28 protein-coding genes are annotated in these 25,996 nt (G+C 62.0%); 23 read left to right on the forward strand and 5 right to left on the reverse strand.

Annotated features, from left to right (window positions below):
* Positions 1-85: 85 nt before the first annotated feature.
* Together rlmH and rsfS are read right to left on the reverse strand one after the other, a co-directional pair.
* Complete coding sequence (gene rlmH, locus EP867_RS03000) at positions 86-556, reverse strand: 23S rRNA (pseudouridine(1915)-N(3))-methyltransferase RlmH (RefSeq protein ID WP_128486720.1); 471 nt, start codon at positions 554-556, stop codon at positions 86-88.
* Positions 556-984, reverse strand: a complete 429-nt coding sequence (gene rsfS / locus EP867_RS03005; protein WP_174722289.1) for a ribosome silencing factor — start codon at positions 982-984, stop codon at positions 556-558. Before rsfS ends, rlmH begins: the two co-directional genes overlap by 1 nt.
* Positions 985-1,249: 265 nt before the next feature.
* Here rsfS and EP867_RS03010 point away from each other — a divergent pair, with 265 nt between their 5' ends.
* The 9 genes from EP867_RS03010 (at position 1,250) to EP867_RS03050 (ending at position 11,283) form a co-directional block, all read left to right on the forward strand.
* Positions 1,250-1,840: a transferrin-binding protein-like solute binding protein gene (locus EP867_RS03010; RefSeq protein ID WP_128486721.1), complete on the forward strand. Its 591-nt coding sequence runs from the start codon at positions 1,250-1,252 to the stop codon at positions 1,838-1,840.
* Between the two features lie 66 nt (positions 1,841-1,906).
* The gene (locus tag EP867_RS03015; protein WP_128486722.1) at positions 1,907-2,953 is read left to right on the forward strand and encodes a hypothetical protein; all 1,047 of its coding nucleotides are present in this window, start codon (positions 1,907-1,909) and stop codon (positions 2,951-2,953) included.
* Between the two features lie 269 nt (positions 2,954-3,222).
* Positions 3,223-4,641 carry a 3-isopropylmalate dehydratase large subunit gene (gene leuC, locus EP867_RS03020; RefSeq protein WP_128486723.1) on the forward strand — a complete coding sequence of 473 codons (1,419 nt, stop codon included), beginning with the start codon at positions 3,223-3,225 and terminating at the stop codon, positions 4,639-4,641.
* Positions 4,642-4,690: 49 nt separating this feature from the next.
* Positions 4,691-5,203, forward strand: coding sequence for an HdeD family acid-resistance protein (locus EP867_RS03025; protein WP_128486724.1), 513 nt, complete (start codon positions 4,691-4,693; stop codon positions 5,201-5,203).
* A gap of 12 nt (positions 5,204-5,215) precedes the next feature.
* Complete coding sequence (leuD, locus tag EP867_RS03030; RefSeq protein WP_128486725.1) at positions 5,216-5,821, forward strand: 3-isopropylmalate dehydratase small subunit; 606 nt, start codon at positions 5,216-5,218, stop codon at positions 5,819-5,821.
* 264 nt (positions 5,822-6,085) lie between these two features.
* Positions 6,086-6,922: a hypothetical protein gene (locus EP867_RS03035; RefSeq protein WP_128486726.1), complete on the forward strand. Its 837-nt coding sequence runs from the start codon at positions 6,086-6,088 to the stop codon at positions 6,920-6,922.
* Positions 6,923-7,909: 987 nt separating this feature from the next.
* Positions 7,910-9,016 carry a 3-isopropylmalate dehydrogenase gene (gene leuB, locus EP867_RS03040; RefSeq protein ID WP_128486727.1) on the forward strand — a complete coding sequence of 369 codons (1,107 nt, stop codon included), beginning with the start codon at positions 7,910-7,912 and terminating at the stop codon, positions 9,014-9,016.
* A 161-nt stretch (positions 9,017-9,177) separates the two neighbouring features.
* Positions 9,178-9,696, forward strand: coding sequence for a DUF805 domain-containing protein (locus tag EP867_RS03045; RefSeq protein WP_128486728.1), 519 nt, complete (start codon positions 9,178-9,180; stop codon positions 9,694-9,696).
* Positions 9,697-9,816: 120 nt separating this feature from the next.
* Entirely contained in the window at positions 9,817-11,283 is a 1,467-nt protein-coding gene (locus tag EP867_RS03050) for an alanine/glycine:cation symporter family protein (protein WP_128486729.1), read from the forward strand.
* A gap of 147 nt (positions 11,284-11,430) precedes the next feature.
* On the opposite strand, the gene ssb is transcribed toward EP867_RS03050, so the two are convergent.
* Positions 11,431-11,976, reverse strand: a complete 546-nt coding sequence (gene ssb, locus EP867_RS03055; RefSeq protein ID WP_128486730.1) for a single-stranded DNA-binding protein — start codon at positions 11,974-11,976, stop codon at positions 11,431-11,433.
* A gap of 179 nt (positions 11,977-12,155) precedes the next feature.
* Between ssb and EP867_RS03060 the strand changes: the two genes are divergently transcribed.
* The gene (locus EP867_RS03060) at positions 12,156-12,764 is read left to right on the forward strand and encodes a lytic transglycosylase domain-containing protein (RefSeq protein WP_128486731.1); all 609 of its coding nucleotides are present in this window, start codon (positions 12,156-12,158) and stop codon (positions 12,762-12,764) included.
* Position 12,765: 1 nt separating this feature from the next.
* Positions 12,766-13,092 (forward strand): arsenate reductase family protein, encoded by a 327-nt coding sequence (locus EP867_RS03065; RefSeq protein WP_128486732.1) that lies wholly within the window; start codon positions 12,766-12,768, stop codon positions 13,090-13,092.
* A gap of 208 nt (positions 13,093-13,300) precedes the next feature.
* Here EP867_RS03065 and EP867_RS03070 read toward each other — a convergent pair whose 3' ends face one another.
* On the reverse strand, positions 13,301-13,870 hold the full coding sequence (locus tag EP867_RS03070; protein WP_128486733.1) for a YcbK family protein: 570 nt from the start codon (positions 13,868-13,870) through the stop codon (positions 13,301-13,303).
* A gap of 467 nt (positions 13,871-14,337) precedes the next feature.
* On the opposite strand from EP867_RS03070, the gene EP867_RS03075 reads away from it, so the two are divergent.
* From EP867_RS03075 to EP867_RS03130, 12 genes are all read left to right on the forward strand, one after another.
* Positions 14,338-15,945 carry a L,D-transpeptidase family protein gene (locus EP867_RS03075; protein ID WP_241656796.1) on the forward strand — a complete coding sequence of 536 codons (1,608 nt, stop codon included), beginning with the start codon at positions 14,338-14,340 and terminating at the stop codon, positions 15,943-15,945.
* Positions 15,942-16,505 (forward strand): RSP_2648 family PIN domain-containing protein, encoded by a 564-nt coding sequence (locus tag EP867_RS03080; RefSeq protein ID WP_128486735.1) that lies wholly within the window; start codon positions 15,942-15,944, stop codon positions 16,503-16,505. Before EP867_RS03075 ends, EP867_RS03080 begins: the two co-directional genes overlap by 4 nt.
* 82 nt (positions 16,506-16,587) lie before the next feature.
* Positions 16,588-17,502 carry a YicC/YloC family endoribonuclease gene (locus EP867_RS03085; protein WP_241656797.1) on the forward strand — a complete coding sequence of 305 codons (915 nt, stop codon included), beginning with the start codon at positions 16,588-16,590 and terminating at the stop codon, positions 17,500-17,502.
* 3 nt (positions 17,503-17,505) lie between these two features.
* Positions 17,506-18,144 (forward strand): guanylate kinase, encoded by a 639-nt coding sequence (gmk, locus tag EP867_RS03090; protein ID WP_128486736.1) that lies wholly within the window; start codon positions 17,506-17,508, stop codon positions 18,142-18,144.
* Between the two features lie 36 nt (positions 18,145-18,180).
* Entirely contained in the window at positions 18,181-18,699 is a 519-nt protein-coding gene (locus EP867_RS03095; protein WP_128486737.1) for a gamma carbonic anhydrase family protein, read from the forward strand.
* Between the two features lie 338 nt (positions 18,700-19,037).
* Positions 19,038-19,658 (forward strand): 30S ribosomal protein S4, encoded by a 621-nt coding sequence (gene rpsD, locus EP867_RS03100; RefSeq protein WP_128486738.1) that lies wholly within the window; start codon positions 19,038-19,040, stop codon positions 19,656-19,658.
* A 179-nt stretch (positions 19,659-19,837) separates the two neighbouring features.
* Positions 19,838-20,380 carry a TIGR00645 family protein gene (locus EP867_RS03105; protein ID WP_128486739.1) on the forward strand — a complete coding sequence of 181 codons (543 nt, stop codon included), beginning with the start codon at positions 19,838-19,840 and terminating at the stop codon, positions 20,378-20,380.
* Between the two features lie 85 nt (positions 20,381-20,465).
* A complete protein-coding gene (gene hisC, locus EP867_RS03110; protein ID WP_128486740.1) occupies positions 20,466-21,554 on the forward strand; it encodes a histidinol-phosphate transaminase in 1,089 nt (362 codons plus the stop codon).
* On the forward strand, positions 21,551-22,498 hold the full coding sequence (locus EP867_RS03115) for a prephenate/arogenate dehydrogenase family protein (protein ID WP_128486741.1): 948 nt from the start codon (positions 21,551-21,553) through the stop codon (positions 22,496-22,498). Before hisC ends, EP867_RS03115 begins: the two co-directional genes overlap by 4 nt.
* 176 nt (positions 22,499-22,674) lie before the next feature.
* On the forward strand, positions 22,675-23,526 hold the full coding sequence (locus EP867_RS03120) for an extensin-like domain-containing protein (protein ID WP_241656798.1): 852 nt from the start codon (positions 22,675-22,677) through the stop codon (positions 23,524-23,526).
* 276 nt (positions 23,527-23,802) lie between these two features.
* Positions 23,803-25,080 carry a solute carrier family 23 protein gene (locus EP867_RS03125; protein ID WP_128486742.1) on the forward strand — a complete coding sequence of 426 codons (1,278 nt, stop codon included), beginning with the start codon at positions 23,803-23,805 and terminating at the stop codon, positions 25,078-25,080.
* A gap of 117 nt (positions 25,081-25,197) precedes the next feature.
* A complete protein-coding gene (locus tag EP867_RS03130) occupies positions 25,198-25,545 on the forward strand; it encodes a DMT family protein (RefSeq protein WP_128486743.1) in 348 nt (115 codons plus the stop codon).
* A gap of 209 nt (positions 25,546-25,754) precedes the next feature.
* On the opposite strand, the gene EP867_RS03135 is transcribed toward EP867_RS03130, so the two are convergent.
* A complete protein-coding gene (locus EP867_RS03135) occupies positions 25,755-25,961 on the reverse strand; it encodes a cold-shock protein (RefSeq protein ID WP_128486744.1) in 207 nt (68 codons plus the stop codon).
* Positions 25,962-25,996: the final 35 nt, after the last annotated feature.

Here is a 25,996-nt window from a genome sequence, read left to right on the forward strand (position 1 = left end):
TCAGGGTTGCCCGGTGGAGAGGAATTTCAGCGCGTTTTCCGTCAAATTGCGCAGAATTCGTCGAAAATGTCACAGAATTGGGGGCTCAGGTCCGGTGGTAGGGGCCGCCTGCAAGGATGGTCGTCGCCCGGTAGAGCTGTTCGGCCAGCATGACGCGCACCAGCATATGTGGCCAGACCATCCGGCCAAAGCTGATCGCGTGACCCGCGCGGGCGCGCAGGGCCGGATCAATGCCATCCGCACCGCCGATGACGAAGGCGACATCCTGGTGACCGGCATCGCGCCAGCGGCGCAGATGATCGGCGAACTCAGGGCTCGAATGCACGCTCCCGCGTTCATCCATCACAACGATGAAGGCATTGGCCGGGATCACACGGGACAAGAGCTGCGCTTCGGCGGCCATGCCCATGTTTTTCTTATCCTCGACCTCATGTTCGGTCGCAGGCCCAAGGCTGAGGCTGCGGCCCGTGCGGGCGAAGCGCTCAAGATAATCGTCGGTCAGTATGCGCTCGGGGCCGGAGCGAAGCCGGCCCACCGCGCAGATCTGCACACGCATCAGCGCGGCGTGGTATGTGCCGCGCCGGGCACCCACATCTTCTCGAGCTGGTAGAACTCGCGGACTTCCGGACGGAAGATATGGACGATGACATCATTGGAATCGACCAGCACCCAGTCGGCGGTCTCTTTGCCTTCCATCTTCGGATAGATGCGGAACTTGTCTTTCAGACGCTCCGCCAGCTTCTCGGCGATGGCAGCCACCTGACGGCTCGAGCGACCCGAGCAGATCACCATGTAATCCGCGACATCGGAGCGACCACGCAGGTCGATCTCGACGATTTCTTCGGCCTTGTCGTCGTCAAGCGAGGCCAGAACGGCTTCGAGAACGTCTTTTGCGGTGTAGTCTGCGGGGGCAGTGCGGCCCTCGCGGGGACCGACCGGCAGGCCGGTCGCAGGATCGGAGTGAGACAGGGGACTAACCTCCAGCAACGTGCCGCAGAACCCCGGCACCGGGTATATACCCTAAAATAGCAGTCGCAGGCGTCCGAAACAACGCCTGCCGGGCAAAGGGGCCTTCTAAGGCGGCTATGTCGCAGCTGCAAGCGGATAGCCGCCGCCGGTTTAAATTAGCGGCTGAGGCGCCCCGGCAACCAATCCTTAAACCTTCCCGGCAACTCTGGAGATGCGACCGGAGAAGGGTCCGGTGCTTTTTGGTGGTGGCGGCCTTTACCAGGCCGGAGTTGGGGAAGACATGATGATGAAACTTGCAGGAACTTTCGGGACTATTGCCTCGGTCATGATGCTGTCGGGCTGTCTGGGCGGCGGCTCAGATTCGCGTGTGACACAGGCCACAGGTAAAGTGCCCGAGGCAAAGGGTACGGGCGACGACCTTGAGGCCAGGTCTCAGCGTGTCATGCGCCTTGCTGAAAAACTCTTGGAACAGCCGGTAACTGATGCGGCCCGAATGCCGACGGAAGGCAGAGCAACTTATACTGGTGCGGCGGTGTTCGGCGCGGGCACGGACTACTACAACGTCAGCACCCCTGTGATCGGTGATCTGACGATGACGGCAGATTTCGCGGCTGCTTCGGTTAACGGCACGGTAAACCGGCTCCAGGACGGAGAAACCAGTCGCATGTTGGCGGGCACGATAGGCCTTAACGGCAGTATCTCCGGCAGTGATATCGCCGGGGCTGTCAGCGGTAATGTCGAGGGATATCGTGTCGACGGAAGTTTCAACGGGGGCTTTGCCGGGGCCCGGCCCGATTACCTCTATGGAGAAATGGAGGGGACGGTTGGGGGAATGAATTATGTGGGTGCCTTCGTCGGCGAAAAACGCTGAGCAGAGTGGAGCAGAACTGACCCGGCGCGCTTTCGGTGCGGCGGGTCTTTAAACAGAAGTGGGGCCATGAAAGCAGTCAGACCTGCACTATTTGCGTTGTTCCTGAGCGTTTGCCTGAATGCTGCTGCTGAGGCGCGGATCTCTGAGTATGAAGCGGCCATATTGAGCGGCAGCGCACAGCTTGAGCTGGTTTCGCTGTCAGCATATCGCGACTCCGTGGCTGCCAGGATGCGTGCGGGGGTGCTGACCCGTTTGGGTTTCGGGCCGGATCCCGGCAGCCCTCGTGTTCTGCGCGCTGAAATCGGGGTGACGCCGATCCTGCGCTATGACGGCAATATCAACAACGGCGTGATTGGCGACCGGCTTGATCTGGGGGGGCTGGTCTTTCTGGTCGATGAAGAAAGCCGCGCCCGTGCCGGGCTGGTGGGTGGTCTGGCGCTCTCGGCGGGAAGCGTGCTGTCCTTTGGGCAGGGCGGGACGCTCACGCTCGGCGCAGGGCTCAGATATGAGCGGGCACTGAGCCATCCGCTCTCAATCCGCGGCGGCTTTTTGCAGGCCTGCGGCAGCCAGCATATCGGCCGTCTGACCTGGATCGGCCTGTGCCAGAGTTTCCACCGCGAGAAACGCAGCCTCGACGGCAGCCGTGCGGCCGTGACGACGCTGAGCTTCAGCCGGGTGCTGCGCAATCGGTTCGGCCCGGCTGAACTGGGCATAGAGATTGGCTCGCTACGCAATGATGGCGCGCAGCGCGGCTTTGCCGGGCTGGTGCTGCGCCAGGCGGCGGGCGGTTTCGGCGCCTTCAGCCTGGAGATTGCGGGAGAGCACCGGCGGACGGGCGTCAATACCGCTGATCTGCGGATCAGACCCGGCTACAGCACGCTGGTACGCGGCCGCCCTCTGGCCGTTAGTCTGCTCTATCAGAAAGAGGGAGGGGGCCAGTTTCTGGGCCGCAGCCGGCGGGATGAATTTACTTTGCTGCGCTTTGATTATGCGGTGTCACGCAGCCTCTCTCTGTCGCTCGGTTACCGGAAACGGCACTCGAGTGCCGGGATCTACAGCGGCTCTTCGATGATCTTTGGATTCAATATGCGCCCGCTCGCCTTGCGGCGCTGAGCCGCAGAAGTCGCAACCGATCAAAAATTAATGCGCAAACGGGCGTTCTGAGGAAAGATACTTGCGTCAAAAGCTGTTTCGGCCTATCCCCCGAAGCATGATGATCTATTTCGACATCACAGATCACGCGCGCCTGCCGCAGCGTTTCGCCCGTAACGACCGGGCGTCGATTTCGCGACTTCGCTGAAGCCGGATCTTTACACGCGTCTGCGCGCGTGCAGCCCCTTCGCACGCGCTTTCCCTGACTAAGCCAAATCGAGAGATGAGCCATGACCGCTCCGCGCACGCTCTATGACAAAATCTGGGACGACCACGTCGTTCACACGTCCGAAGACGGCACCTGCCTGCTGTATATTGACCGTCACCTCGTCCATGAAGTGACCAGCCCGCAGGCCTTTGAAGGTCTGCGCATGGCAGGCCGCAAAGTGCGCGCGCCGGAAAAGACCATCGCTGTGCCCGATCACAACGTGCCGACCACCGAGGGCCGTGACAAGCATATCGACAACGAAGAGAGCCGCATTCAGGTTGAGGCTCTGGACAAAAACGCCAAGGACTTCGGCATCAACTATTATCCGGTGACCGACATCCGTCAGGGCATCGTGCACATCGTCGGACCCGAACAGGGCTGGACGCTGCCGGGCATGACCGTTGTCTGCGGCGACAGCCACACCGCGACCCATGGTGCCTTTGGTGCACTGGCGCATGGCATCGGCACGTCCGAGGTGGAACATGTTCTGGCGACCCAGACCCTGATCCAGAAGAAGTCCAAAAACATGAAAGTGGAAATCACCGGCAAGCTGCGCCCCGGTGTGACCGCGAAAGACATCACCCTCTCGGTGATCGGCGCGACCGGCACCGCAGGCGGTACCGGCTATGTGATCGAATATTGCGGCGAAGCGATCCGCGATCTCTCGATGGAAGGCCGTATGACGGTCTGCAACATGGCCATTGAAGGCGGCGCCCGCGCCGGTCTGATCGCGCCCGATGAGAAGACTTTTGAGTATATCAAAGGCCGTCCGCATGCGCCCAAGGGCGAGCAGCTGGAAGCCGCGATTGCTTATTGGAAGACCCTCTTCACCGATGAGGGCGCGCATTTCGACAAAGTCGTGACCCTGCGGGCCGAAGAGATTGAGCCGGTTGTGACCTGGGGCACCTCGCCTGAGGATGTGCTGGGCATTTCGGGCGTTGTCCCGCATCCCGAGCAGTTCACCGGCGGCAAGGTCGAAGCGGCCCGCCGCTCGCTGGAATATATGGGCCTTGAGCCCGGCACCCCGCTGAAAGACATCAAAATTGATGCCGTTTTCATCGGCTCCTGCACCAACGGCCGGATCGAAGATCTGCGCGCTGCAGCCGAAGTGCTGAAGGGCAAGAAGATCGCGCCGGGCGTGCGTGGCATGGTGGTTCCGGGTTCGGGTCTCGTGCGCGCTCAGGCAGAGGCTGAGGGTCTGGCGCAGATCTTCCTCGATGCGGGCTTCGAATGGCGTCTGGCCGGCTGCTCGATGTGTCTGGCGATGAACCCCGACCAGCTGGCTCCGGGGGAGCGTTGCGCTGCCACCTCGAACCGCAACTTCGAGGGCCGTCAGGGCCGTGGCGGCCGCACCCATCTTCTGTCGCCCGCAATGGCGGCCGCAGCTGCGGTGACGGGTCGTCTGACCGACGTTCGCGAACTGATGGCGGAGACCGTCTGAGGCGGGCCCCGAAGCGGGCCTGAGAAAAACCAGGGATAAGGGAACGGAAATGAAAGGCTCGACGATTGCTCTGACTGCCGGCGTGCTGGCCCTCTTGGGCGGCATCGTTGCACTTCTGTTCCCGCTTCCTGCGGGGATCGCCGTCACAACCTTCACGGGGGCGGCTTTCCTGATCGCAGGGGCCTTTGGTCTCTTTGGCGCCTTCTCGCAACAGGGCATGCCACGGCGGGGTTGGGTGGCGTTTCTGTCGCTGCTGCAGCTCGTCCTGGGGGTGGCGATCCTTGCGGATCCGCTGGCAGGGCTGGTGTCGCTGACCATCATCGCGGGCAGCTTCTTTCTGGCCTCAGGCGTGGTGCGGCTGGTGCTGGCCTGGCGTCTGCGGCAGCAGACGAGCCCGGTTTTGCTGGCGCTGACGGGCCTTCTTTCGCTGGGTCTTGGCCTTTACGTCTTCTTTTCCCCGACCACGGCCAGCACGGTGCTTCTGGGCACGCTGCTGGCGGTCGAACTTCTTTCTGCCGGTGTCGCCCTGACTGGTCTGGGGCTGGCGCTGCGCAAATTGTGACAGGCATCTGACATGGATAAATTCACCACCCTCACCGGGATCGCGGCACCGATGCCGCTGGTCAATATCGACACCGATATGATCATCCCCAAGCAGTTTCTGAAAACCATTCAGCGTTCGGGCCTTGGCAAGAACCTGTTTGATGAAATGCGCTACAATCAGGACGGCAGCGAGATCGAAGATTTCGTGCTGAACCAGCCGGCCTACCGCCAGTCCCAGATCATCGTGGCCGGCGACAACTTCGGCTGCGGCTCTTCGCGTGAGCATGCACCCTGGGCGCTGCTGGATTTCGGCATCCGCTGCGTGATCTCGACCAGCTTTGCCGACATCTTCTTCAACAACTGCTTCAAGAACGGCATCCTGCCGATCCGCCTGCCGCAGGAGCAGGTCGACATCCTGATGGAAGACGCCCGCAAAGGCGCCAATGCCCGCATGACCGTCGATCTTGAGGCGCAGACCGTGACCTCCTCGGATGGTCAGGTCTTCAGCTTTGAGGTGGATGCCTTCAAAAAACACTGCCTGCTGAACGGTCTCGACGACATCGGCCTGAGCCTCGAAAAGGTCAGCTCGATCGATGCCTTTGAGGCGACGGCCGGGGCAAAACGTCCCTGGGTCTGAAATCTGCCTCAATAAAACATGGAAAGGGTCGCCAGGGTAAGGAATGGCGACCCTTTTCCTTTGCCGGGAATGATGCAATCGGGCGACAGTATGCTCGCTTTTCTGCAGCATTCCTCTGTTCTTCTATCGGTATAGTTGCACAGACAGAGGGGAGCCGTCAGGATTTCGGGCAAAATTAAGGCAATCCGCCGCGATGAGCGGAGTCAGGCAGAACTCGTGCAGACAGACAGACGCACCTTCCGCCCGAGGGAGGAAGACGTACTTATGATCGCTCGTTTCACCGGTGCATTCGTGCGCATGGTGCTGGTTATGGTGTTGATCGCTCTGCCGTCGATGCTGATTGAAAGTGCCAGTGACACCCGCCAGATCATTGCGCTGCTGGCGATTTTTGCGGGGGGGCTGGTTCTTGTGGAATATGGCTCTGCCTATCCCAGCCTGATCGAGTTTCGGGATGCTGCGCCCTATAACCGTCTGCGCTTTGTGATGCTCTTTGCGATGGTGGCGATTCTGTCGCTGATCGCGCGCGGTGACCTTGCGCCAAGTCTTTTGTCCTCGCTGCTGCTGCGCCTGGGCGAAGCGCTGGGGCAGGCGATTGATTTCCCCTTCAGTCCGGTCCGGCTGATGACCGGTGCGCTGGCCCCCGAGGTCGCGGCTGAGGATCTGGACCGGCTGCGCGCCGGGGCGGGGATCAGCTTTCTGATCGCATTGATCAGCCTCGTGATTTTTGCGGCGCTGATGCGCAGTTGCCGCTGGCCGGGGCGCGGCACCAGCTTCAACGTCTGGGTCAATCTGCCGACCTTTGATCCGACGGCGGGTCGTGATGTCGTTTACCGTCTTGAGCGTGATGCCCGCGTTAACATTTTGTTAGGCTTTATCCTGCCATTCCTGATCCCGCTCTTCATGGCGCAGGCGGCGGGCAGCCTGACGTCGGCTGCTGTCTCGGACCCGCAGATGATGATCTGGGGACTCGCATCCTGGTGCTTCCTGCCTGCCTCTTTGTTCATGCGCGGCATCGCCATGAACCGCATCGCGGCCATGATCCGCGAGCAGCGCCGCCTGGCCGATCTCGCCGGGCCCGGTCGGCGGCTTATGCCTGCCTGATCTTTTGCGCAGCATTTGCAGCCCCGCAGGCGGGGGCAGAGAGCCTGCGCCTTGCCGCCTGGAATGCGGATCTCTCGCGTGAGGGGCCTGGCCTTCTGCTCAGCGAAATCCGTGCGGCAAAGGCGCCTGCACTTTTGCATCTGGCAGAGGTGATCCGCGAGGCCGGGGCCGATCTGCTGCTTCTGAGCCGTTTTGATCACGATTATCAGAACCTTGCGCTGACAGCCTTTGCAGAGTTGCTCGCGCAGCGGGGCGGCCCGCAGTATCCGCATCTGCTCTCTGCGCCGCAAAACTGCGGGCTGATCGCGCCACTTGATCTCGACGGCGACGGTCGGGCAGGCGGTCCGGGTGATCTGCAGGGCTGGGGGCGCTTCAGCGGTGACGAGGCGCTGGCGCTGCTGTCGCGGTATCCGCTGCGGCTCGCGGAGGATCATTCCGAAAGCCTCTGGCAGGACCTGCCCGATCACAGCGGCGGAGCCAGAGCACGGCCGGGACAGCGGCTGTCCTCCTCGGCGCATTGGGTGGTGGAACTCGATCACCCGCGCGCGGGGCCTTTGCTGTTGCTGATCCATGGGGCGGGCCCTGCGCGTTTCACCGGCGCGCCGCGCAATCACGATGAGACGGTGTTCTGGCGGCATTGGCTGCACAGGCGCGACCCGCAGCAGCGGGCAGAAGATCTGATCTATATCGGCCATCCCGCGCGGGAGGCGGGCGATACCGCTTCGCTGATCGGCCCGCCGTTTCAGACCGGCTGCGAGATCCCCGGTGGCGTTGCGATCCTGCCGGCTGCGCCCCTTGAAACGGCTCTCTGCCGGAGGGGGGCGGAAGATCTGCCACAGACGCGCTTTGCTGCCCGCATTCTTATTGCGGAAATCCCGTTGAAACTGCGCTGAAATTGCCGGGGAGGGCTGCGGGACGGCGGCTCTCTCTTGACCCTCCTGGCGGCGGGGTTTACGCCAAATCCAACCCTCAGGAAGGAGACATATCGTGGCGAACCCCTCTCTGCTCATCCTCGCCGGTGACGGCATTGGCCCGGAAGTTATGACCGAAGTTAAGAAGGTCATTGCATGGATGGGGGACAAACGCGGGATTACCTTCGATGTCTCGGAAGACCTGGTCGGTGGCTGCGCCTATGACAAACACGGCGTGCCGCTGCATGACGACACCATGGCGAAAGCTCAGGAAGTCGACGCGGTTCTGCTCGGCGCTGTGGGCGGTCCGAAATACGACAACCTCGACTTCTCGGTGAAGCCTGAGCGTGGTCTGCTGCGTCTGCGCAAAGAGATGGATCTCTTCTCGAACCTGCGCCCGGCGCAGTGCTTTGACGCGCTTGCAGATTTCTCCTCGCTGAAGAAAGACGTCGTCGCCGGTCTGGACATCATGATCGTGCGTGAACTGACCTCGGGCGTCTATTTCGGCGAGCCGCGCGGCATTTTCACCGAAGGCAATGAGCGCGTGGGCATCAACACCCAGCGTTACACCGAATCTGAGATTGCCCGCGTTGCCCGTTCGGCCTTTGAGCTGGCGAAGCGCCGCAACAACAAGGTCTGCTCGATGGAGAAGGCCAACGTCATGGAGTCGGGCATTCTGTGGCGCGAAGTGGTCCAGAAGGTCCATGACGAGGAATATCCGGAAGTTGAGCTGTCGCATATGTATGCCGACAACGGCGCGATGCAGCTGGTGCGCAACCCGAAGCAGTTTGACGTGATCGTCACCGATAACCTCTTCGGCGATCTGCTCTCGGATGCGGCGGCAATGCTGACCGGCTCGCTCGGGATGCTGCCCTCGGCCAGCCTTGGTGCGCCGATGGCCAATGGTCGCCCGAAAGCCCTTTATGAGCCGGTTCATGGCTCGGCCCCGGATATCGCGGGTCAGGGCAAGGCCAACCCGATCGCCTGCGTTCTCTCGTTCGCTATGGCGCTGCGCTACAGCTTTGATCTTGGTGAGGAAGCGACCCGTCTGGAGAAGGCCGTCGAGCAGGTTCTGGCGGATGGCGTGCGCACCGCGGATCTGATGGGTCCGGAAGGCGGCGTGCCGGTCTCGACCTCTGCCATGGGCGATGCCATCGTGGCAGCCCTCAACGCTTCGCTCTGAGCGACGGATCTTTGTGATCTGCCAGGGCCTCCCCAAAGGGGGAGGCCTTTTGCATTGGGCAGAGCGGGGGGGCGGAGCAGCGCTTCGGCTTGACAGAGGGCAGGGTGGTGCCAAAAGTTGCTGGCATTCACTTTTGCCCTCAGCCCCTGAAAGGTCAGCTTATGGGATTTGCCGAGTCGATCCGCACCTGCTTTTCCAAATATTTTACTTTCTCAGGACGCGCCGCCCGGCCGGAGTTCTGGTGGTTTGTGCTCTTTATCTTCGTGAGCAATATCGTTCTGACCCTGTTTGATGAGCAGTTTTTCGGGCTGCCGGGGCAGAATTTCCTTACCGGCAGCCCGCTTTCCGGCCTTTTCAGTCTGGTGGTGTTTTTCCCCATGCTCGCCGTGGCCTGGCGGAGGCTGCACGATACCGGCCGTCCGGGCTGGCTGGCCATTCTGCCCATCGCGCTGAATATCCTGGCAATCGTGGGTGTGTTTTCGGGGATCGTGCTCTTTGCCACGATGCATCAGCAGGGCGGCGATGAGGATCAGCTGCGCAGCCTGGCGGCCATTCTGGGGGTAAACGGGATCCTGCTGGTCTTTGCGGCGCAGTTCGTGATGACGGTTCTTCTGATCTGGTGGTGCAGCCGGCCGGGCGAGCCGGGCGTCAACGCCTGGGGGGCACCTCCCTTGCGCTGATTGCAACTGTGCCAAATGGTCGCATCCTTCGGCGCTGCGCACCGGGAAGCGATGTGGCAGGAAAAGATCTCAGAGTCCCGCTCCGGCGGGGCCGATATAGCTTAGCGCAGGAGACGCTCTATGGATCTCACCCAGCTCGAGGCCCTTCTGGGTCGGATCGGTGCTGTTATCTGGGGGCCCTGGCTTCTGATCCCTCTGCTGCTGGGGACGGGGCTTTACCTCACGGTCAGGCTGCGGCTGCTGCAGCTGTTTTATCTGCTTCCCGCCCTCGACCTTGGCCTTTTGCGGCGCAAAGACGATTCAGGTGAGGGCGACATCTCACAATACCAGGCGCTGACGACGGCCCTGGCGGCCACGGTGGGGACCGGCAATATCGTCGGTGTTGCAACCGCGATCAGCATTGGTGGTCCGGGTGCGCTTTTCTGGATGTGGGTGACCGCGATTCTTGGCATGGCCTCAAAATACACTGAGGCTTTTCTTGGGGTCCGCTTTCGCACCACCGATGCCGCCGGAGAGAAATCGGGCGGCCCGCAATATTACCTTGAGCGTGGCATCAAAGGCCCCTTGGGCAAAACCCTTGCTCTGAGTTTTGCGATTTTTGCCGTCTTTGCCTGCTTTGGTATCGGCAATATGACCCAGGGCAATTCCATCGCTTCGAACCTTGAGGCCAGCTTTGCCGTGCCGCATTGGATCACCGGGCTGGTGCTGGCGGTGCTCACCCTCGCCGTTCTGATCGGGGGGATTCAGTCCATCGGCAGGGTCACTGCGGCCTTTGTTCCGGTGATGATCATCTTCTACGTCATCGGGGCGTTGTTCATCCTGGCCGTTAACATCACCGATGTGCCTGCCGCCCTTGGTCTGGTGCTGACTTCGGCCTTTACCGGTCATTCGGCCCTCGGCGGCTTTGCCGGATCGACGATCATGATCGCGGTTCAGTTCGGCGTGGCGCGGGGGATCTTCTCGAATGAATCCGGCATGGGATCGGCGGCAATTGCGGCAGCCTCCGCCCAGACCACGCATCCGGTGCGTCAGGGGCTGGTCTCGATGACCCAGACCTTCATCGACACGATCATCGTGGTCACCTGCACCGGGCTGGTCATCGTCACCACCGGCGTCTGGGCTGAAATCGATCCGGCGACCGGCGCGCAGATCCCGGCGTCCGTGATGACCGGCGCGGCCTTCAGCCATGGTCTGCCGGGCAACTGGGGGCATTGGATCGTCACCCTGGGTCTTGTGCTCTTTGCCTATTCCACCGTCCTTGGCTGGGCCTATTACGGGGAGCGCAATATCGAGCGGCTCTTCGGTCGGCGGGGAGTCGTGCCTTTCCGGCTCTTCTTCTCAGCCGTCGTCTATGTCGGCTGCACGATCGAACTGGGGGTGGTCTGGAACTTCTCAGACGTGACCAACGGGCTGATGGCCATTCCCAACCTGATCGGGCTTTTGATCCTCTCGGGTCTCGTGGTGCGGGAGACACGGGCCTATCTGGCGCATGATCCCAGACTCACCGCCGGTGCGGCAGAGGTTGAGGCCTTCATGGCGCAGGACCCCGGTTACCGCGCCTGGCGCAAATCAGAGGCGGGAGAATAAGGGAAAGGGCTGCGAGAGCAGCCCTTTTTCATGACCGCAGCGGGGGCCGGGGCTATGACATCAGATCAGCCCGCCAAATGAAAACGCCCCCCTGACGTCTGTCAGAGGGGCGTAAAAGCGGTCTCAGCTTTGGTCCGGGGGGCAGCCTCAGAAGGGGATTTCGTCGTCAAAACCCGCGTCGCGCGGGGCCTGCTGGCCGCCGCCCTGCGAACGGCCACCGCCGTAGCTGCCGCCGCCTGCGCCGCCGCCATAGCCGCCCTGGCCGCCGCCGAAGTCATTTCCGCCACCGTAGTCGCCACCGCCCTGGCCGCCGCCGAAGCCGCCGCCACCGCCGCCTTCGCCGCGACCATCAAGCATGGTCAGCTGGCTGTTGAAGCCGCGCAGCACCACTTCGGTCGAATAGCGGTCCTGGCCGGACTGGTCCTGCCATTTACGGGTCTCAAGCTGGCCCTCAATATAGACCTTTGAGCCTTTGCGCAGAAACTGCTCGACCACGCGGACCAGACCCTCGTTCGAGACGGTGACGGTGTGCCACTCGGTTTTCTCTTTGCGCTCGCCGGTGTTGCGGTCGCGCCAGGTTTCCGACGTCGCGATGCGCAGGTTGGCGATTTTGCCGCCGTTCTGGAAGCTGCGGATTTCGGGGTCGCGGCCGAGATTGCCGATGAGAATGACCTTATTGACCGAACCTGCCATATGCGGGACCTCTGTAAAAAATGGGATGAGCCAGGCTTTGCCCGGCAGTCTGGCCTGTGTAGCCAATGTGTCGGCACGGCGCAACTTTGGCAGGGAATTGCCGCTTTGAAAACGGGGGCTGTTCGGCAGGGCTGCAGAGGCTAATATGCCGGCGGACGACAAGGGTGTCAGAGGCGAATATGCGCAGGCAGTGGGTTGGGGCAGGGCTGGTTCTGCTGGTCATCAGCGCGGGCTTGGCCAGCGCGCAGGACCGCAGCAGACCGGGGGCAGGCAGCAATCGTAAAGCCTTGTTTTCGCAACAGACCCGACTTCTTGATACAAGATTGTCGCGGCAATATGAAAATTCCTCCCGTCTCACGCCCCGCGCGAAGCAATCGGCAACCACCTCAACTTCAGGGATGATTCCCCGTTACGCGGGCCGCTATCGCGGCGAATGGCTGGCCCATGCCAGGGCGGCCGCCCGCCGGCACGGCATTCCGGAAGATCTGTTCTTGCGCCTGGTGCAGCGGGAATCAGGGTTCAACACGGCGGCGGTTTCGCACAAAGGCGCCACCGGTCTGGCGCAGCTGATGCCCGACACGGCCCGTCAGCTGGGCGTCAATATCGCGGATCCGCATCAGAACCTTGAGGGCGGTGCCCGCTATCTGAAGATGATGTATGCGCGTTTCGGCAACTGGCGCCACGCGCTTGCGGCCTATAATGCGGGGCCGGGCGCGGTCGAGAAGCACGGCGGCGTGCCGCCCTATGCTGAGACTCAGGCCTATGTCGTGGCGATTTTAGGAAATTAAGATGATCCTCTATGGAATTCCGACCTGTGACACCTGCAAAAAGGCGCTGAAGGCCTTTGCCAATGAGGGCATTGAGGTCAGCTTTCGCGATGTCCGCAAAGACCCGCTGACTGAGGCGGAAATCGATGAGCTGGTGACCGAATTTGGTCCGGCGATCATCAATCGTCAGTCGACCACCTGGCGTTCGCTCTCTGACTTTCTGCGCGAATCTGAACCTGAGGCCCAGCTTGCGGCGCAGCCGACGCTGATGAAGCGCCCTGTCATTCGCGGCCCCGGCGGGCTGACTCTGGGCTGGTCGGAAGAGATTGCAAAAGCGCAGGGGCTCTGATCACCTTTCGGGGGCAGAGGGGTCTTACCCCGCCAGGACCGCAGGCCGCGTGCCTGCGGTTTTTTAGTGCCGGAATATAGTATTGCGGGAACCTCTCCTGCTCTCGCAGGTTGTCTTTATAACCGGGAAGAGAAGAGCTGCAGCATCTCTGGAAAGCCGAAAGCCCGCCGGAGCGGGCTTATACGGGGAAGTGCAAAAGGACTTGGGGTCAGCCGCCCCAGGTGCGGATCGGGCCGCAGTCCATGTGGACGAAGTTTGAGCGCGAATAGCGACCAACACCCCCCGAGGCACAGGCCTCTGCTGCGCGGGCCATCTGGCTCACAGAGCGGGACTTCAGCCGCAGATCGGCTGCCTGACCCACCATATGCAGCGAATTGCGCGCAACGCCGCGGGTGTTAGAGCGCAGAGCATTGTTCGTCTGTCGCGAGCGGAAGCCCGAGAGCAGCATATAGGGCTCAGAGACATCCATCATGCGATGGGTGGCCGCGATAATATCGAGCGTGCGGGTGTCGATTTTATGCACAGAACCGCTGCGCACATCGCGCATGAAGTGATTCACTTCTTTCAGCGCTTCCGGGATATATTTGCCGTCGATCCAATAGATGGTGTCCAGGCTCTCGCCGGTACGACCCGAGTACATCCGCAGGCGGCGCACATCCCCGGCACCGCGCAGGAAGCCAAACGCGTTCGAGTAGGTGGGTGCCGCAGCAACGATCCCGGCCGCGAAGATTCCCAGCAGCCGACGCCGCGAGAGATCGGTAGACCCGTTATCCGTCATTGTATTTGCCTGTCCCTCAGGGGCCGGACGGAAACTTGCGAGACCGCCATACCCTTCGTTCCTTTTGTTTCGCATCCCCAAATGCAGGTGTTTTATGACATGGCATTTCCCATGGGCCAACCCGGCGGGGGTGCGACAAGGAAGGTTTTTCGCATTAATAGGCAGAAAATTGCTGAACAACGGCAATCTCTGTGCGTTAGGAAGAGGGCAGGGGCGCTATCCCCTGTCCGGTTGAGTGGTCTTTGCGCAGTCGTGGCAGTTCTGTCACAAATGAAGCCCAGGCGCAGAAAAGCGGAGCTTTGCTGCGTCTCAGGGGTTCAGGTGGTGGGCAGGATTTGCGACATCTGAGTTCTGACATCTCGTGCTGACGCGGATGGGTATAGGGATATAGGTAACGGGTTATGTACTTGTTTTCGGATAAATTTTACCCTTCTGCACGGAAATGCACCAAAGGTCTTCCGGGCGCTGTGCTGGTTTTTCTCACAGGTCTTTCGCTTCACGCCGCGCCGGCTGTGGCGCAGGTCAGCGGGGCAGCCACCGGCGGCACGGCCGTGATGGTCCCGGCGACGCTGCCGCAGACCAGCGGGTTTCGCCAGGCGCTGGCGGCTGCGGCCTCGGGCGATGAGGCGGTTCAGAATTTTTTCCGCGATCGCGGCTATGAGTCGTTCTGGACCTCAGAGGGGCCGGAGGGAATCACCCGCCGCGCGGCCCTGCTGGCGGCCTTAGACGGGGCCGCCTTTCATGCCCTTCCCGTGGCACGCTATGATGCAGCCGGTCTGCGGCGCGCTTTTGCGCAGCTGCGCTCTGAGGGAGACCGCGGGCGCCTTGAGATCCGCATGACCCGTGCGCTGCTCGATTATGCCCGTGACCTCTCCTCCGGCGTGCTGACCCCGGCGCGGATTGATCCGGGGATCGTGCGCAGCCTGCCGCGTCCCGAAGAGCCTGAGGTTCTTGCAGCCTTTGCGGCCGACCCGCAGCGGCTTCTCAACAGCCTCAGCCCGCGTAATCCCGAATATGTCCGGCTCTTGCGTGCCCGCGCAGACCTGCAGCGTCAGATCGCCGGCGGGGGCTGGGGCCGCACGATTACGGCGAAGTCCCTGCGTCCTGGGTCCGAAGGGCCTGAGGTGGTGGCCCTGCGCGACCGGCTTGCGGCCATGGGCTATCTGGGGCGCAGCGCGACGGCGTCTTATGACGGCTCCATCGTGGCGGCAGTCCGCGCCTTTCAGGAAGATCAGGGGCTGAGCGCGGATGGCGTGGCCGGAGAAGCCACGCTGCGTGCTCTGAACACCGCCGCCGAAGAGCGCCTTGCCGCCGTCACCGTTGCGATTGAGCGGGAACGCTGGGCCAATATCCCGCGCGGCGATCGCCATATCTGGGTCAATCTCACCGATTATACGGTCAAACTGATCGATGACGGCAAGGTCAGCTTTGAGACCCGGGCGGTGATCGGCTCAACCAAGGATGAGAAGCGCACGCCGGAGTTCAGCCACCGGATGACCTATCTTGAGGTCAATCCCGACTGGACGGTGCCGCCGGGCATCATCCGGCGTGATTATCTCCCGAAGCTTCAGGCCAACCCCAATGCCCTGAGCCACCTGAAGGTCGTGGACAGCCGGGGGCGCGAGATCCCGCGGTCTGCCATCAATTTCTCAGCCTATACGGCGCGGAATTTCCCTTTCAGCCTGAAGCAGCCGCCGGGGCCGTCGAATGCCCTGGGGCGGGTGAAATTCATGTTCCCCAATCCCTGGTCGATTTATCTGCATGACACGCCGGATAAGCACCTCTTTGCGCGGGATGCGCGGGCGTTCTCCTCGGGCTGTGTGCGGCTGAATGATCCCTTTGACTTCGCCTATGCGCTGCTCGCGCGGCAGAGCGACGACCCGAAGGGTCTTTTCCAGCGGGCGCTCAACAGCGGCAAACAGACGCGGATCAATCTGGAAGAGCCGGTGCCGGTGCATCTTGATTACCGCACGGCCTTCTCGGATGCGCGTGGGAAGATGCAGTATCGCCGCGACATCTATGGCCGCGATGCTGCCATCCATGCGGCTTTAATCAAGGCGGGCGTGACCCCGTGAGCTTTGCGCACAGCCGACCGAAGCTTCTGCTCGATGCCTGCGTTCTGTTTCCGACCATCCTGCGCGAGATCCTGATCGGAGCGGCGGCCGAGGGGCTTTACCAGCCTCTCTGGTCGGCACGTATCCTGGAGGAATGGGCGCGGGCCACCCGCAAGCTGGGGCCCGGGGCCGAAGATCAGGCCCGGGCTGAGATTGCGCTTATGCGTGCATCCTGGCCTGCGGCAGAAGTTGCCCCCTCGCCCCATATCGCTGCGCGACTGGTTCTGCCCGATGAGAATGACCTTCATGTTCTCGCCGCCGCGATCCATGCCGGGGCCGAAGCGATCATCACGGTGAACGCCGCTGATTTTCCGAAAGGTGTTCTGGCCGCAGAAGGGCTGGAGCGGCGCGACCCGGACGGGCTTTTGTGGGAATTGGCTTCCCACCATCCGCAGGAAATGGCCCGCGTTCTGGACGCGGTCCGCGCGAAGGCTGAGGCGATTTCGGGTGAGCCGCAGGCGTTGAAACCTTTGCTGAAGCGCGCGCGCCTTGGGCGGCTCTCGCGGTTGATGGCGGGCTGAGGGGGCACTGCCGTCCCTTCCCGGGGCTTTCCCCCTGCGGCGTCCTGTGGTTGAAGGAGGAAACACCACCCCGGAGAGCCCCATGAGCCAGACCGCACCGCTGTCGATGACTGCCTTTGCCGCCCGGCGCGGGCAGGGAGAGGGCACTCTCGCCGCCTGGTCCTGGGCTTGGGATATGCGCTCAGTGAACGGCAAGGGGCTGGATCTGCGTCTGCGGGTGCCCGACTTTGTCGAAGGGCTTGAGGCGGCGGTTCGCGCAGAAGCGGGAAAGCGCCTCAGCCGGGGCAATGTCAGCATCAACCTGAAGCTCTCGCGTGCCCAGGGGGCTGAGACGTTCCGGGTGAATGAGGCTGCTCTTGCCACGGCCATTGCGGCGCTGACCAAGGTGCAGGCGGCTGCGCTGGAGGCGGGGCTGGTGCTGGCACCGACCACGGCGGGGGATGTGCTCTCGGTGCGTGGCGTGACCGAGGCCGCGGTGAGTGATGACAGCGACACCGCTGCCCTGCTTGCGCCGCTGATGGCGGATTTTCACGCGCTTCTGTCGGATTTCAACGCCATGCGCGCCTCAGAAGGCGCGGCGCTTCGTGCGGTGCTTCTCGCGCAGATCGACGCCATTGAGGCGCTGACACTTGAGGCCCGCGCCGCGGCTGAGGCCCGCCGACCCCGTCAGGCCGAGATTTTGCACGACAATGTGCGCCGTCTCCTGGGGGCGACTGAGGCGGATCCCGCGAGGCTCGCGCAGGAACTCGCGTTGCTTGCAGTCAAAGCCGATATCACCGAAGAGACCGACCGGCTGAGCGCTCATATCGCGGCCGCCCGTGCGCTTCTGGCGCAGGCGGCGCCGGTGGGGCGTAAATTCGATTTTCTGGCCCAGGAATTTAACCGTGAGGCCAATACGCTTTGCTCGAAATCGGGGGACATTGCGCTCACCCGGATCGGGCTTGATCTGAAACACCTGATCGACCAGATGCGCGAACAGGTCCAGAATCTGGAGTGACCGATGGCCCGTCGTGGTCTTTTGCTGATCCTCTCCTCGCCCTCGGGTGCGGGAAAATCCACGCTTGCCCGCCGTCTGATGGACTGGGACCCGACGCTGAAATTCTCAGTCTCGGCCACCACGCGCAATCCGCGTCCCGGGGAAGAGGACGGGGTGCATTATCATTTCCGCGACCATGACACCTTCCGCGCCATGGTGGCGGAGGGGCAGATGCTGGAGCATGCTGAGGTTTTTGGTAATTACTACGGCAGCCCGCGCGGTCCCGTCGAGCAGGCGATGCGTGAGGGGCGCGATACGCTCTTTGACGTGGACTGGCAGGGCGGTCAGCAGATCCGTAATTCGGCGCTGGGCCAGGATGTCGTTTCGGTCTTTATCCTGCCGCCTTCGATTGCGGAGCTGGAGCGCCGTCTGCGCGGCCGTGGTCAGGACAGTGAAGAGGTGATCGCGGGGCGCATGGCGAAATCTCAGGCCGAGATCAGCCATTGGGCGGAATATGATTACGTGCTGGTGAACCATGACATCGATCAGGCCGCCCGCGAGCTGATCACCATTGTCGAGGCCGAGCGGCTGCGCCGAGCGCGTCAGCCGGCGCTGGTGGATTTCGTGCGCGGGCTTGATACCGAATTTGCCGCGCTGAACTGAGCGCACGCAGTGACAGGATCGGCAGGGAGGAGTGCCATGATCTACGCCTTGGATGAGTTTGAGCCTGAGATTGCGCCGGATGCCTTTGTGGCGCCGGGCGCGCATGTGATGGGAAAGGTGCGGCTGGAGGAGGCCGCTTCGGTCTGGTTCAATGCCGTTCTGCGCGGCGATAATGAGTGGATCACCATCGGGCGCGGATCGAATGTGCAGGAGAACTGCGTCTTTCACACCGATATGGGGTATCCGCTGACGGTGGGAGAAAACTGCACCATCGGCCATAAGGCGGTGCTGCATGGCTGTACCATCGGGGATGGCTCTCTGGTGGGGATGGGGGCGATCATTCTGAACGGTGCGAAGATCGGCAAAGGCTGTCTGATCGGGGCCGGGGCCTTGATTGCGGAAGGCAAAGAGATTCCCGATGGTGCGCTGGTCATGGGCGCGCCGGGAAAAGTCGTGCGGATGCTGGAGGCTGAGGCGCAGGCGAAGCTTCTGAACAGCGCGGAAGGCTACCGGAGGAACGCGGCGCGTTTCCGTAACGGGCTTCGCGGGCTCTGACCGGCGGGCGTATCGCGGGCTGAGAGCGCCGGAGAGGGCTGCCTGCCCTCCCCGGACCCCGCCCGGGAGTATTTTTAAAAAGCCAAAGTCAGGTTGGACGACCTGTACACCCTGCCCGGGGGGGGATTTCGGGCAGGGGGCGTTGACAGGGGCGGGAGGGCAGAGTATCAGCCCCGAAGTCCCGGTTTCTGCCGGGGCTTTTCATTGGTGTTGGGGGGCCTCGCAAGAGGATTCCTGTCGCCTGAAGGGCCGGTTGTCCGGTCCTGAAGGAAAGGACAACGCCCTTCATGTCTCTCGCCCGCTTCGGGCAGGGGCATTTACTTTGAAGGAGATCAGCGATGACCAAACGGACCGCTGCCAAGTATAAAATTGACCGCCGTATGGGCGAAAACATCTGGGGCCGCGCCAAGTCGCCGCTGAACAAGCGCGAATACGGCCCGGGCCAGCACGGCCAGCGCCGCAAGTCGAAGCTCTCGGACTTCGGTATCCAGCTGCGCGCCAAGCAAAAGCTCAAAGGCTACTACGGCGACCTGACCGAAAAGCAATTCCGTAAAATCTACGGCGAAGCTGAGCGCGTCAAGGGCGACACCGGTGAGAACCTGGTGGGTCTGCTCGAGCGTCGTCTGGACGCAGTGGTTTACCGCGCGAAATTCGTGCCGACCATCTTCGCAGCCCGTCAGTTTGTGAACCACGGCCACGTCACCGTGAACGGCAAGCGCGTGAACATCGCTTCCTACCGCGTCAAAGAAGGCGATGTCATCGCTGTTCGTGACCGCTCGAAGCAGCTCGCGATCGTTCTGGAAGCCGTTGCCCTGACCGAGCGCGACACCCCGGACTACCTGGAAGTCGACACCTCGAAGCTGACCGCGACCTTCGTGCGCACCCCGGCTCTCTCGGACGTTCCCTATCCGGTCGTCATGGAGCCGAACCTGGTCGTCGAATACTACGCGAAAAACTGATCCTGATCTTCAGGACCTGTTGGAAAGGCCGCGCTTTGCGCGGCCTTTTGCATTTTCGGGGTCTGGTCTTTGCGCCTGTCGGGATCTGTGACGGCAGGAAGAAAGATTTTTCATCTGCGGGATGAAAATTCCTTCGGGCTTCGCTATGTGGAAGACGAATTCTTACTGAGACGGGTCCCATGTCCGAAAAACCAACTGTTGAAGTGCGCTTTGAGCGGGTGCTGTTTGCCAGCCGCTGGCTGATGGCGCCGATGTATCTCGGCCTTGTGGTCACCCTGATGATGCTGCTGGCGATCTTTGTGCGCGACCTTTTCTATTATGTGCCGCAGGTCATGACGATGAGCGCGGATCGCGGGATTCTGGTGGTGCTGACCTTCATCGATCTGACGCTGGCAGCCAATCTCATCGTGATCGTGTTGTTCTCGGGCTATGAAAACTTCGTCTCAAAGCTTGATATTCAGGATGCCAAGGACCGTCCGGGCTGGATGGGAACGGTGGATTTTTCGGGGCTGAAGATGAAGGTCATCGCCTCGATCGTGGCGATTTCGGCCATCTCGCTGCTGAAGCGCTTTATGGAGATCGGTGAGAGCGCGGCGGATGCGAAATACGGCGAGACAGAGCTCTTCTGGATGACCGTGATCCATCTGACCTTCGTGCTCTCGGGTGTTCTGCTGGCGGTGATGGACTGGTTCACCGCGAAGGCGAAATATTCCAAATACTGAAGCGGGGCGGGGGGCGTCTTTCCCTCTGGTCAGAGATGTAAGCCGGGGCTAGAACCCGCGGGAACTGATTGAAGCGAGCCGTCTCATGCACCCGACGATCCGCCCGCAGCCGGGCCTTCTGGATATTGCCCTTTACGAGGGAGGCCAGGCGCGGGTCGAAGGCGTCAGCAATGTCGTCAAGCTCAGCTCAAATGAGAATCCCTTCGGGGCACCGGACCGCGCGCGTGAGGCTTTCACCCGCGCGGTTCATTCCCTGCACCGCTATCCCAACACTGACCACTTGAGCCTGCGTCAGGCGATTGGGGAGATCTGGGGGCTGGATCCTGCGCGGATTATCTGTGGCGTGGGCTCGGATGAGATCATCCATTTCCTCTGTCAGGCCTATGCCGGCCCCGGCGATGAGGTGATCCACACCGAGCATGGCTTTTTGATGTATAAGATCAGCGCGCTTGCCGCCGGGGCCACACCGGTCTGCGTCAAAGAGGCAGAGCGCGTGACGGATGTCGATGCGATCCTTGCGGCCTGCACTGAGCGCACGAAGCTGGTCTTTCTGGCCAACCCGAATAACCCCACCGGCACGATGATCGGCAATGGTGAGATGGCGCGTCTGGCTGCCGCTCTGCCGCCGCAGGCGCTTCTGGTTCTGGACGGCGCCTATGCGGAATATGTGCAGGGCTATGACGCCGGGGCTTCGCTGGTGGAGGCGCGTGACAATGTGGTCATGACGCGGACCTTCTCGAAAATTTACGGCCTTGGCGGTCTGCGGGTTGGCTGGGGCTATGGTCCGCAACATGTGATTGATGTGCTCAACCGCCTGCGGGGGCCGTTCAATCTCTCCACCGTGGCGCTGGAGGTGGCAGAGGCCGCCGTGCGTGATCAGGAGTTTCTGACCCGCTGCCGCAATGAGAACGCGCGGATGCGCGGCTGGCTGGCTGAGGCGCTCGCCGATTTCGGCGTGCCCTCTGATCCGTCTTTTGCGAATTTCATTCTTGCCCGTTTTGCGGATGCGGAGGAGGCGCAGGCCTGCGACGCGTTTCTCAAAGAGCGCGGGCTGATCGTGCGGATGGTGGCGGGCTATGGTCTGCCGCAGTGTCTGCGCATCACCATCGGCGATGAGCCGGGCTGCCGCCGGGTTGCCCATGCCATCGGCCAGTTCAAAGGGGTGCGCGAATGAGCGTGATCTATCAGCGTGTCGCCCTGATCGGGCTGGGTCTTATCGCCTCGTCCATGGCCCATGCCATGCGCGAGGCCGGAATTGCCGGATCGGTCGCGGGGCATGCGAAATCTGAGGCCACGCGCAAAGCCGCGCTGGAGATCGGTTTTTGCGACGAGGTCTTCGCCACTGCAACTGATGCCGTAAAAGACGCGGATCTGGTGGTTCTGGCGGTGCCGGTGGGGGCTATGGCGGCGATTGCGGCTGAGATCGGCCCGCATCTGAAGCCCGGTGCCTGCGTCAGCGACGTGGGTTCGGTGAAACAGGCGGTGATTGAGGCGGTCGCGCCGCATATCCCTGAAGGCGTGGATTTCGTGCCCGCGCATCCGCTTGCGGGGACCGAGCATTCGGGGCCGCATTCCGGCTTTGCGAGCCTCTTTCGCAACCGCTGGTGTCTGCTGACGCCCACACCGCAGAGCCGCCCCGAGGCGGTCGCACAACTGCGCGCCTTCTGGGAGGGGATGGGGGCCAATGTGGATGAGATGGATGCCCCGCATCATGATCTGGTGCTGGCGGTCGTTTCGCATACGCCGCATCTGATCGCTTTCACCATGGTGGGCGTGGCCGATCATCTCCGGCGGGTGTCAAACTCGGAAGTGATTAAATATTCGGCCTCCGGCTTTCGGGACTTCACCCGCATTGCGGCCTCGGACCCGACCATGTGGCGCGATGTCTTTTTGACCAACAAAGAGGCGACGCTCGATATTCTGGGCCGCTTTACGGAAGAACTCTTCATGCTGCAGCGTGCCATCCGCATGGAGGATGGTGAGCAGCTTCACGCTTACTTCACCCGCACCCGCGCAATCCGTCGTGGCATTATTGACGCAGGGCAGGATACTGCCGCTCCGGACTTTGGCCGTGTGGCCGCAGCGGGGGGCGCAACTGCCCTGAAAGGGAAGGAGTGAGGGTGGTTAAAGCCTGGTGTCTTGCAGTGGCGGCTCTTGTCCTGACCCTCGGTCCGGCGGCTGCTTTGCCGTCGCAAGGGGCGGGCGGTTCCCTCGCCCCGGCTCAGACTCTGCGCCCGGCGGCACGGGCAATTGCGACTCAGGCAGTGAGTCCGGACGTCGCGGCTGAGACAGGCGTGCCGGAACGGGCGGAGTCGGCCTCTCTGGTGCCCGCAGAGGCCTTGCGCCCCCGTGCGCGCCCGGAGACGCCACCTGCAGCCACCGTTGTGGCGGCAGCGCCAACGACCCCCATCGCGCTTTACCCGGCCCTGCGCCCCGAAGCGCGTCCCGCCGGGGTGATCGTGCCGCGCCAGGCTCAGGTCGCTCCGGCCCCGGTCCTGCTGCCAGGTGCCCGGACCCAGGGGCGCGGTGCCGCGCTGCATAACCCCAATGACAACAGTGGTCAGCTCGTCCCGGCCGCAGTGGTGCGCCCCGCGCCGGGGATCGGGGCCGGGATCACCGGCACGCGCGGCGCGGTTTGCGGTGTGCCAGGGATTATCGGCGAAACCATCTCGCCGATCGCAGGACGGGTGAACGGCTGTGGCATCGCCAATCCGGTGAAAATCACCTCAGTGAACGGTGTGCGTCTGAGCCAGGCAGCCACTATGGACTGCGACACGGCGCGGGCCCTGAACACCTGGGTGCAGCGCGGGCTGAAGCCTGCCTTCGGTGCCACCAATGGCGGTGTCACGGGGCTGCAGATCGCGGGAAGTTACGTCTGCCGCACCCGTAATCACCGTGCCGGGGCAAAAATCTCAGAGCATGGCCGGGGCAGGGCGGTCGATATCTCGGGCATCTCTTTTGCGAATGGAACGAGTCTCTCGATTCTGCGCGACTACAAAGGACGCCAGGGCGCGCCGATCCGCGCCGCCCACCGCGCTGCCTGCGGGATCTTTGGCACCACCCTGGGGCCCGGGTCTGATGGCATGCATGAGGACCATCTGCATTTTGACACCGCGCGCCATCGCAAAGGCTCCTACTGCCGGTGATCCCGGCAGGGCCGTGTCCGTATTCGCCGGGGGCCGATCATTGGCTGTGAGTGACAGGGCGATCTGCGGGTCTCAGCCTGTAAGAAAAGCGCTCGGCATGTCAGAAATCAAATCGGAATTATTTGATCAATTGGTAAAATAATCCCGATTTTCCAGAGTTTTGTGGGGTTTTCGCACCCATCGGCCCGGGTTTGAGGCGCTTTGGCTTTTTGCACTGGCAATTTGCGCAGATCGGCGTAAGCAGCCCTCACACTCTGTTATTCCCGAGAGACACGCATGGGCTATTTCCCGAACTGGCGCCCCGCGAGCGGCGCCACAGTGCTGCCGGATGAGAAACTTCCGGCCGCTGCCGCCATTCCGATGGCGTTTCAACATCTTCTCGCAATGTCAGGCTCGACGATCCTGGCACCGATCATCATGGGGTTTGACCCGAATGTGGCGGTGTTCTTCTCGGGCATCGGCACATTGCTGTTCTTCATCCTGACCGGCGGCCGGGTGCCGAGCTATCTCGGCTCATCCTTCGCCTTTATCGCTGTGGTCCTCGCGGTGATGAGCGCGCCGGGCGCCACCATCGGCCATGCCCTTGGCGGTATAGTGATCTGTGGCCTGATCTACGCGCTGATCGGCCTGGTGGTCATGGCGATAGGATCGGCCTGGGTCGAAAAGCTGATGCCGCCGGTTGTGACCGGGACCATCGGTATGGCCATCGGTCTGAACCTTGCGCCCGTCGCGGTCAGCCAGCTTGGCATGAAGGGAGAGGCCTCGGCGGGGCATATGATCATCGCCCTGCTGACCGTGCTCGCGATGGGGGTTGTGTCCTGCTACGGCAGCCAGGCCCTGCGCCGGGTTTCGGTCCTGATGGCGATGGTCTTTGGCTATCTGCTGGTGCTGATTTTTGGCGGCACGCTTCCCGGTGTTGACGCCATTGACTTCAGCAAAGTTGCTGCGGCCTCCTGGTTCGGCCTGCCGCAGTTCACTGCGCCGGTCTTCCAGTGGAGCGCCGTGACCATGATTGCCCCGGTGGCGATTGTGCTTGTGGCTGAGAACCTGGGTCACATCAAAGCACTCGGCTCGATCACCGGCAAGAACATGGACCCCTATATCGGGCGCGGCTTCCTGGGCGACGGGATTGCCACCATGATCGCGGGCGCGGGCGGCGGCACAGGTGTGACCACCTATGCTGAGAACATCGGCGTGATGGCGATGACGAAAGTCTATTCGACGCTGATCTTCCCGATTGCGGCGGTGATTGCGATCATCCTTGGGCTTTCTCCGAAGTTCGGTGCGCTGCTGCAGACCATCCCGGCTCCGGTCCTCGCCGGCCTGGCAGTTTCGGTCTTTGGTCTGATCGCCTCTGCCATGGCGCGGATCTGGGTCGACAATAAGGTCGATTTTTCCGATCCGCGGAACCTCTTTACCGCCGGTGTTGCTCTGATCCTCGGAGCGGGCGATTTCACCGTGACCTTCGGCGGCTTTGCTCTCGGTGGCATCGGCACTTCGACGCTTGCAGCCCTTGTGATCTACCAGCTGCTCGGTCTGAACCGCAAAGCCTGACCTTTGAGACATTGATAAAAAGGCCCCGCTGGCATCCCGCAGCGGGGCCTTTCTTTTGTGGCGAAACCCGGTCCGCTGCGCTAGGTCTGAGGTGGAAATCGCGCAGGTGTGAACCCCATGTCCCTTCCCATTCCTCTGATGACCATCGGCCTTCTGCTTCTGGCCAATGTATTTATGACCTTTGCCTGGTATGGCCACCTGAAGCATCCCGGCGCGTCTTTGATCACAGTGATCTTCATCAGCTGGGGCATCGCCTTTTTTGAATATGTGCTGCAGGTCCCGGCCAATCGCATCGGATATGGCTATTTCAATGCGGCTCAGCTGAAGACGATCCAGGAGATCATCACCCTCTCGGTCTTTGCGGTCTTCTCCATCTTCTGGCTGAAAGAACCGCTGAGCTGGAACCACTTTGTGGGCTTTGCCTTCATCGCAGCGGGCGGCTTTTTCATCTTCCATAAGTGGTGAGCGCGGCACCGCCGGGGAGGCGCTCCGCCCTCCCCGGACCCCACCCGGGAGTATTTTGAAAAAGCCAAAGTGAAGTTCGCGCCTTGTCTTTGGCTTTTTCTTAAATACTCATCTTTTACACGTTGCGGCTTGCGACTCCCTTTGAGGCGCAAGCAAAAGGCCCGCAGGAGCGGGCCTTTCAAAGACTGAAACCGGCGATGAAGACCGGATCAGGCGAGTGCGATATTGGTCGCGGATTCGCGGCCGTCGCGCGATTTTTCGATGTCAAAGGTGACCGGCTGGCCGTCTTTGAGGGCGCGGATGCCGGCGCGCTCAAGAGCGGTGATATGCACGAAGACGTCTTTCGACGAGCCTTCCGGTGCGATGAAGCCGTAGCCTTTGGTGGTGTTGAACCATTTCACGGTGCCGTTGGCCATTGTGAAACCTCCTGTCTGATGCCGCCCACGGAATG

The organism is Falsigemmobacter intermedius (assembly GCF_004054105.1).
Lineage (GTDB): Bacteria > Pseudomonadota > Alphaproteobacteria > Rhodobacterales > Rhodobacteraceae > Wagnerdoeblera > Wagnerdoeblera intermedia.

Excerpts from the sequence above, each read along its gene's own strand:
- leuC (WP_128486723.1), top strand. The coding sequence starts at position 3,223 with ATGACCGCTCCGCGCACGCTCTATGACAAAATCTGGGACGACCACGTC.
- ssb (WP_128486730.1), bottom strand. The coding sequence starts at position 11,976 with ATGGCAGGTTCGGTCAATAAGGTCATTCTCATCGGCAATCTCGGCCGC.
- EP867_RS03060 (WP_128486731.1), top strand. The coding sequence starts at position 12,156 with ATGCGCAGGCAGTGGGTTGGGGCAGGGCTGGTTCTGCTGGTCATCAGC.
- leuD (WP_128486725.1), top strand. The coding sequence starts at position 5,216 with ATGGATAAATTCACCACCCTCACCGGGATCGCGGCACCGATGCCGCTG.
- EP867_RS03010 (WP_128486721.1), top strand. The coding sequence starts at position 1,250 with ATGATGATGAAACTTGCAGGAACTTTCGGGACTATTGCCTCGGTCATG.
- EP867_RS03035 (WP_128486726.1), top strand. The coding sequence starts at position 6,086 with ATGATCGCTCGTTTCACCGGTGCATTCGTGCGCATGGTGCTGGTTATG.
- EP867_RS03065 (WP_128486732.1), top strand. The coding sequence starts at position 12,766 with ATGATCCTCTATGGAATTCCGACCTGTGACACCTGCAAAAAGGCGCTG.
- EP867_RS03105 (WP_128486739.1), top strand. The coding sequence starts at position 19,838 with ATGTCCGAAAAACCAACTGTTGAAGTGCGCTTTGAGCGGGTGCTGTTT.
- EP867_RS03095 (WP_128486737.1), top strand. The coding sequence starts at position 18,181 with ATGATCTACGCCTTGGATGAGTTTGAGCCTGAGATTGCGCCGGATGCC.
- EP867_RS03115 (WP_128486741.1), top strand. The coding sequence starts at position 21,551 with ATGAGCGTGATCTATCAGCGTGTCGCCCTGATCGGGCTGGGTCTTATC.
- EP867_RS03050 (WP_128486729.1), top strand. The coding sequence starts at position 9,817 with ATGGATCTCACCCAGCTCGAGGCCCTTCTGGGTCGGATCGGTGCTGTT.
- EP867_RS03015 (WP_128486722.1), top strand. The coding sequence starts at position 1,907 with ATGAAAGCAGTCAGACCTGCACTATTTGCGTTGTTCCTGAGCGTTTGC.
- EP867_RS03130 (WP_128486743.1), top strand. The coding sequence starts at position 25,198 with ATGTCCCTTCCCATTCCTCTGATGACCATCGGCCTTCTGCTTCTGGCC.
- EP867_RS03070 (WP_128486733.1), bottom strand. The coding sequence starts at position 13,870 with ATGACGGATAACGGGTCTACCGATCTCTCGCGGCGTCGGCTGCTGGGA.
- rlmH (WP_128486720.1), bottom strand. The coding sequence starts at position 556 with ATGCGTGTGCAGATCTGCGCGGTGGGCCGGCTTCGCTCCGGCCCCGAG.
- EP867_RS03085 (WP_241656797.1), top strand. The coding sequence starts at position 16,588 with ATGAGCCAGACCGCACCGCTGTCGATGACTGCCTTTGCCGCCCGGCGC.
- hisC (WP_128486740.1), top strand. The coding sequence starts at position 20,466 with ATGCACCCGACGATCCGCCCGCAGCCGGGCCTTCTGGATATTGCCCTT.
- EP867_RS03135 (WP_128486744.1), bottom strand. The coding sequence starts at position 25,961 with ATGGCCAACGGCACCGTGAAATGGTTCAACACCACCAAAGGCTACGGC.
- EP867_RS03045 (WP_128486728.1), top strand. The coding sequence starts at position 9,178 with ATGGGATTTGCCGAGTCGATCCGCACCTGCTTTTCCAAATATTTTACT.
- EP867_RS03025 (WP_128486724.1), top strand. The coding sequence starts at position 4,691 with ATGAAAGGCTCGACGATTGCTCTGACTGCCGGCGTGCTGGCCCTCTTG.
- EP867_RS03125 (WP_128486742.1), top strand. The coding sequence starts at position 23,803 with ATGGGCTATTTCCCGAACTGGCGCCCCGCGAGCGGCGCCACAGTGCTG.
- gmk (WP_128486736.1), top strand. The coding sequence starts at position 17,506 with ATGGCCCGTCGTGGTCTTTTGCTGATCCTCTCCTCGCCCTCGGGTGCG.
- rpsD (WP_128486738.1), top strand. The coding sequence starts at position 19,038 with ATGACCAAACGGACCGCTGCCAAGTATAAAATTGACCGCCGTATGGGC.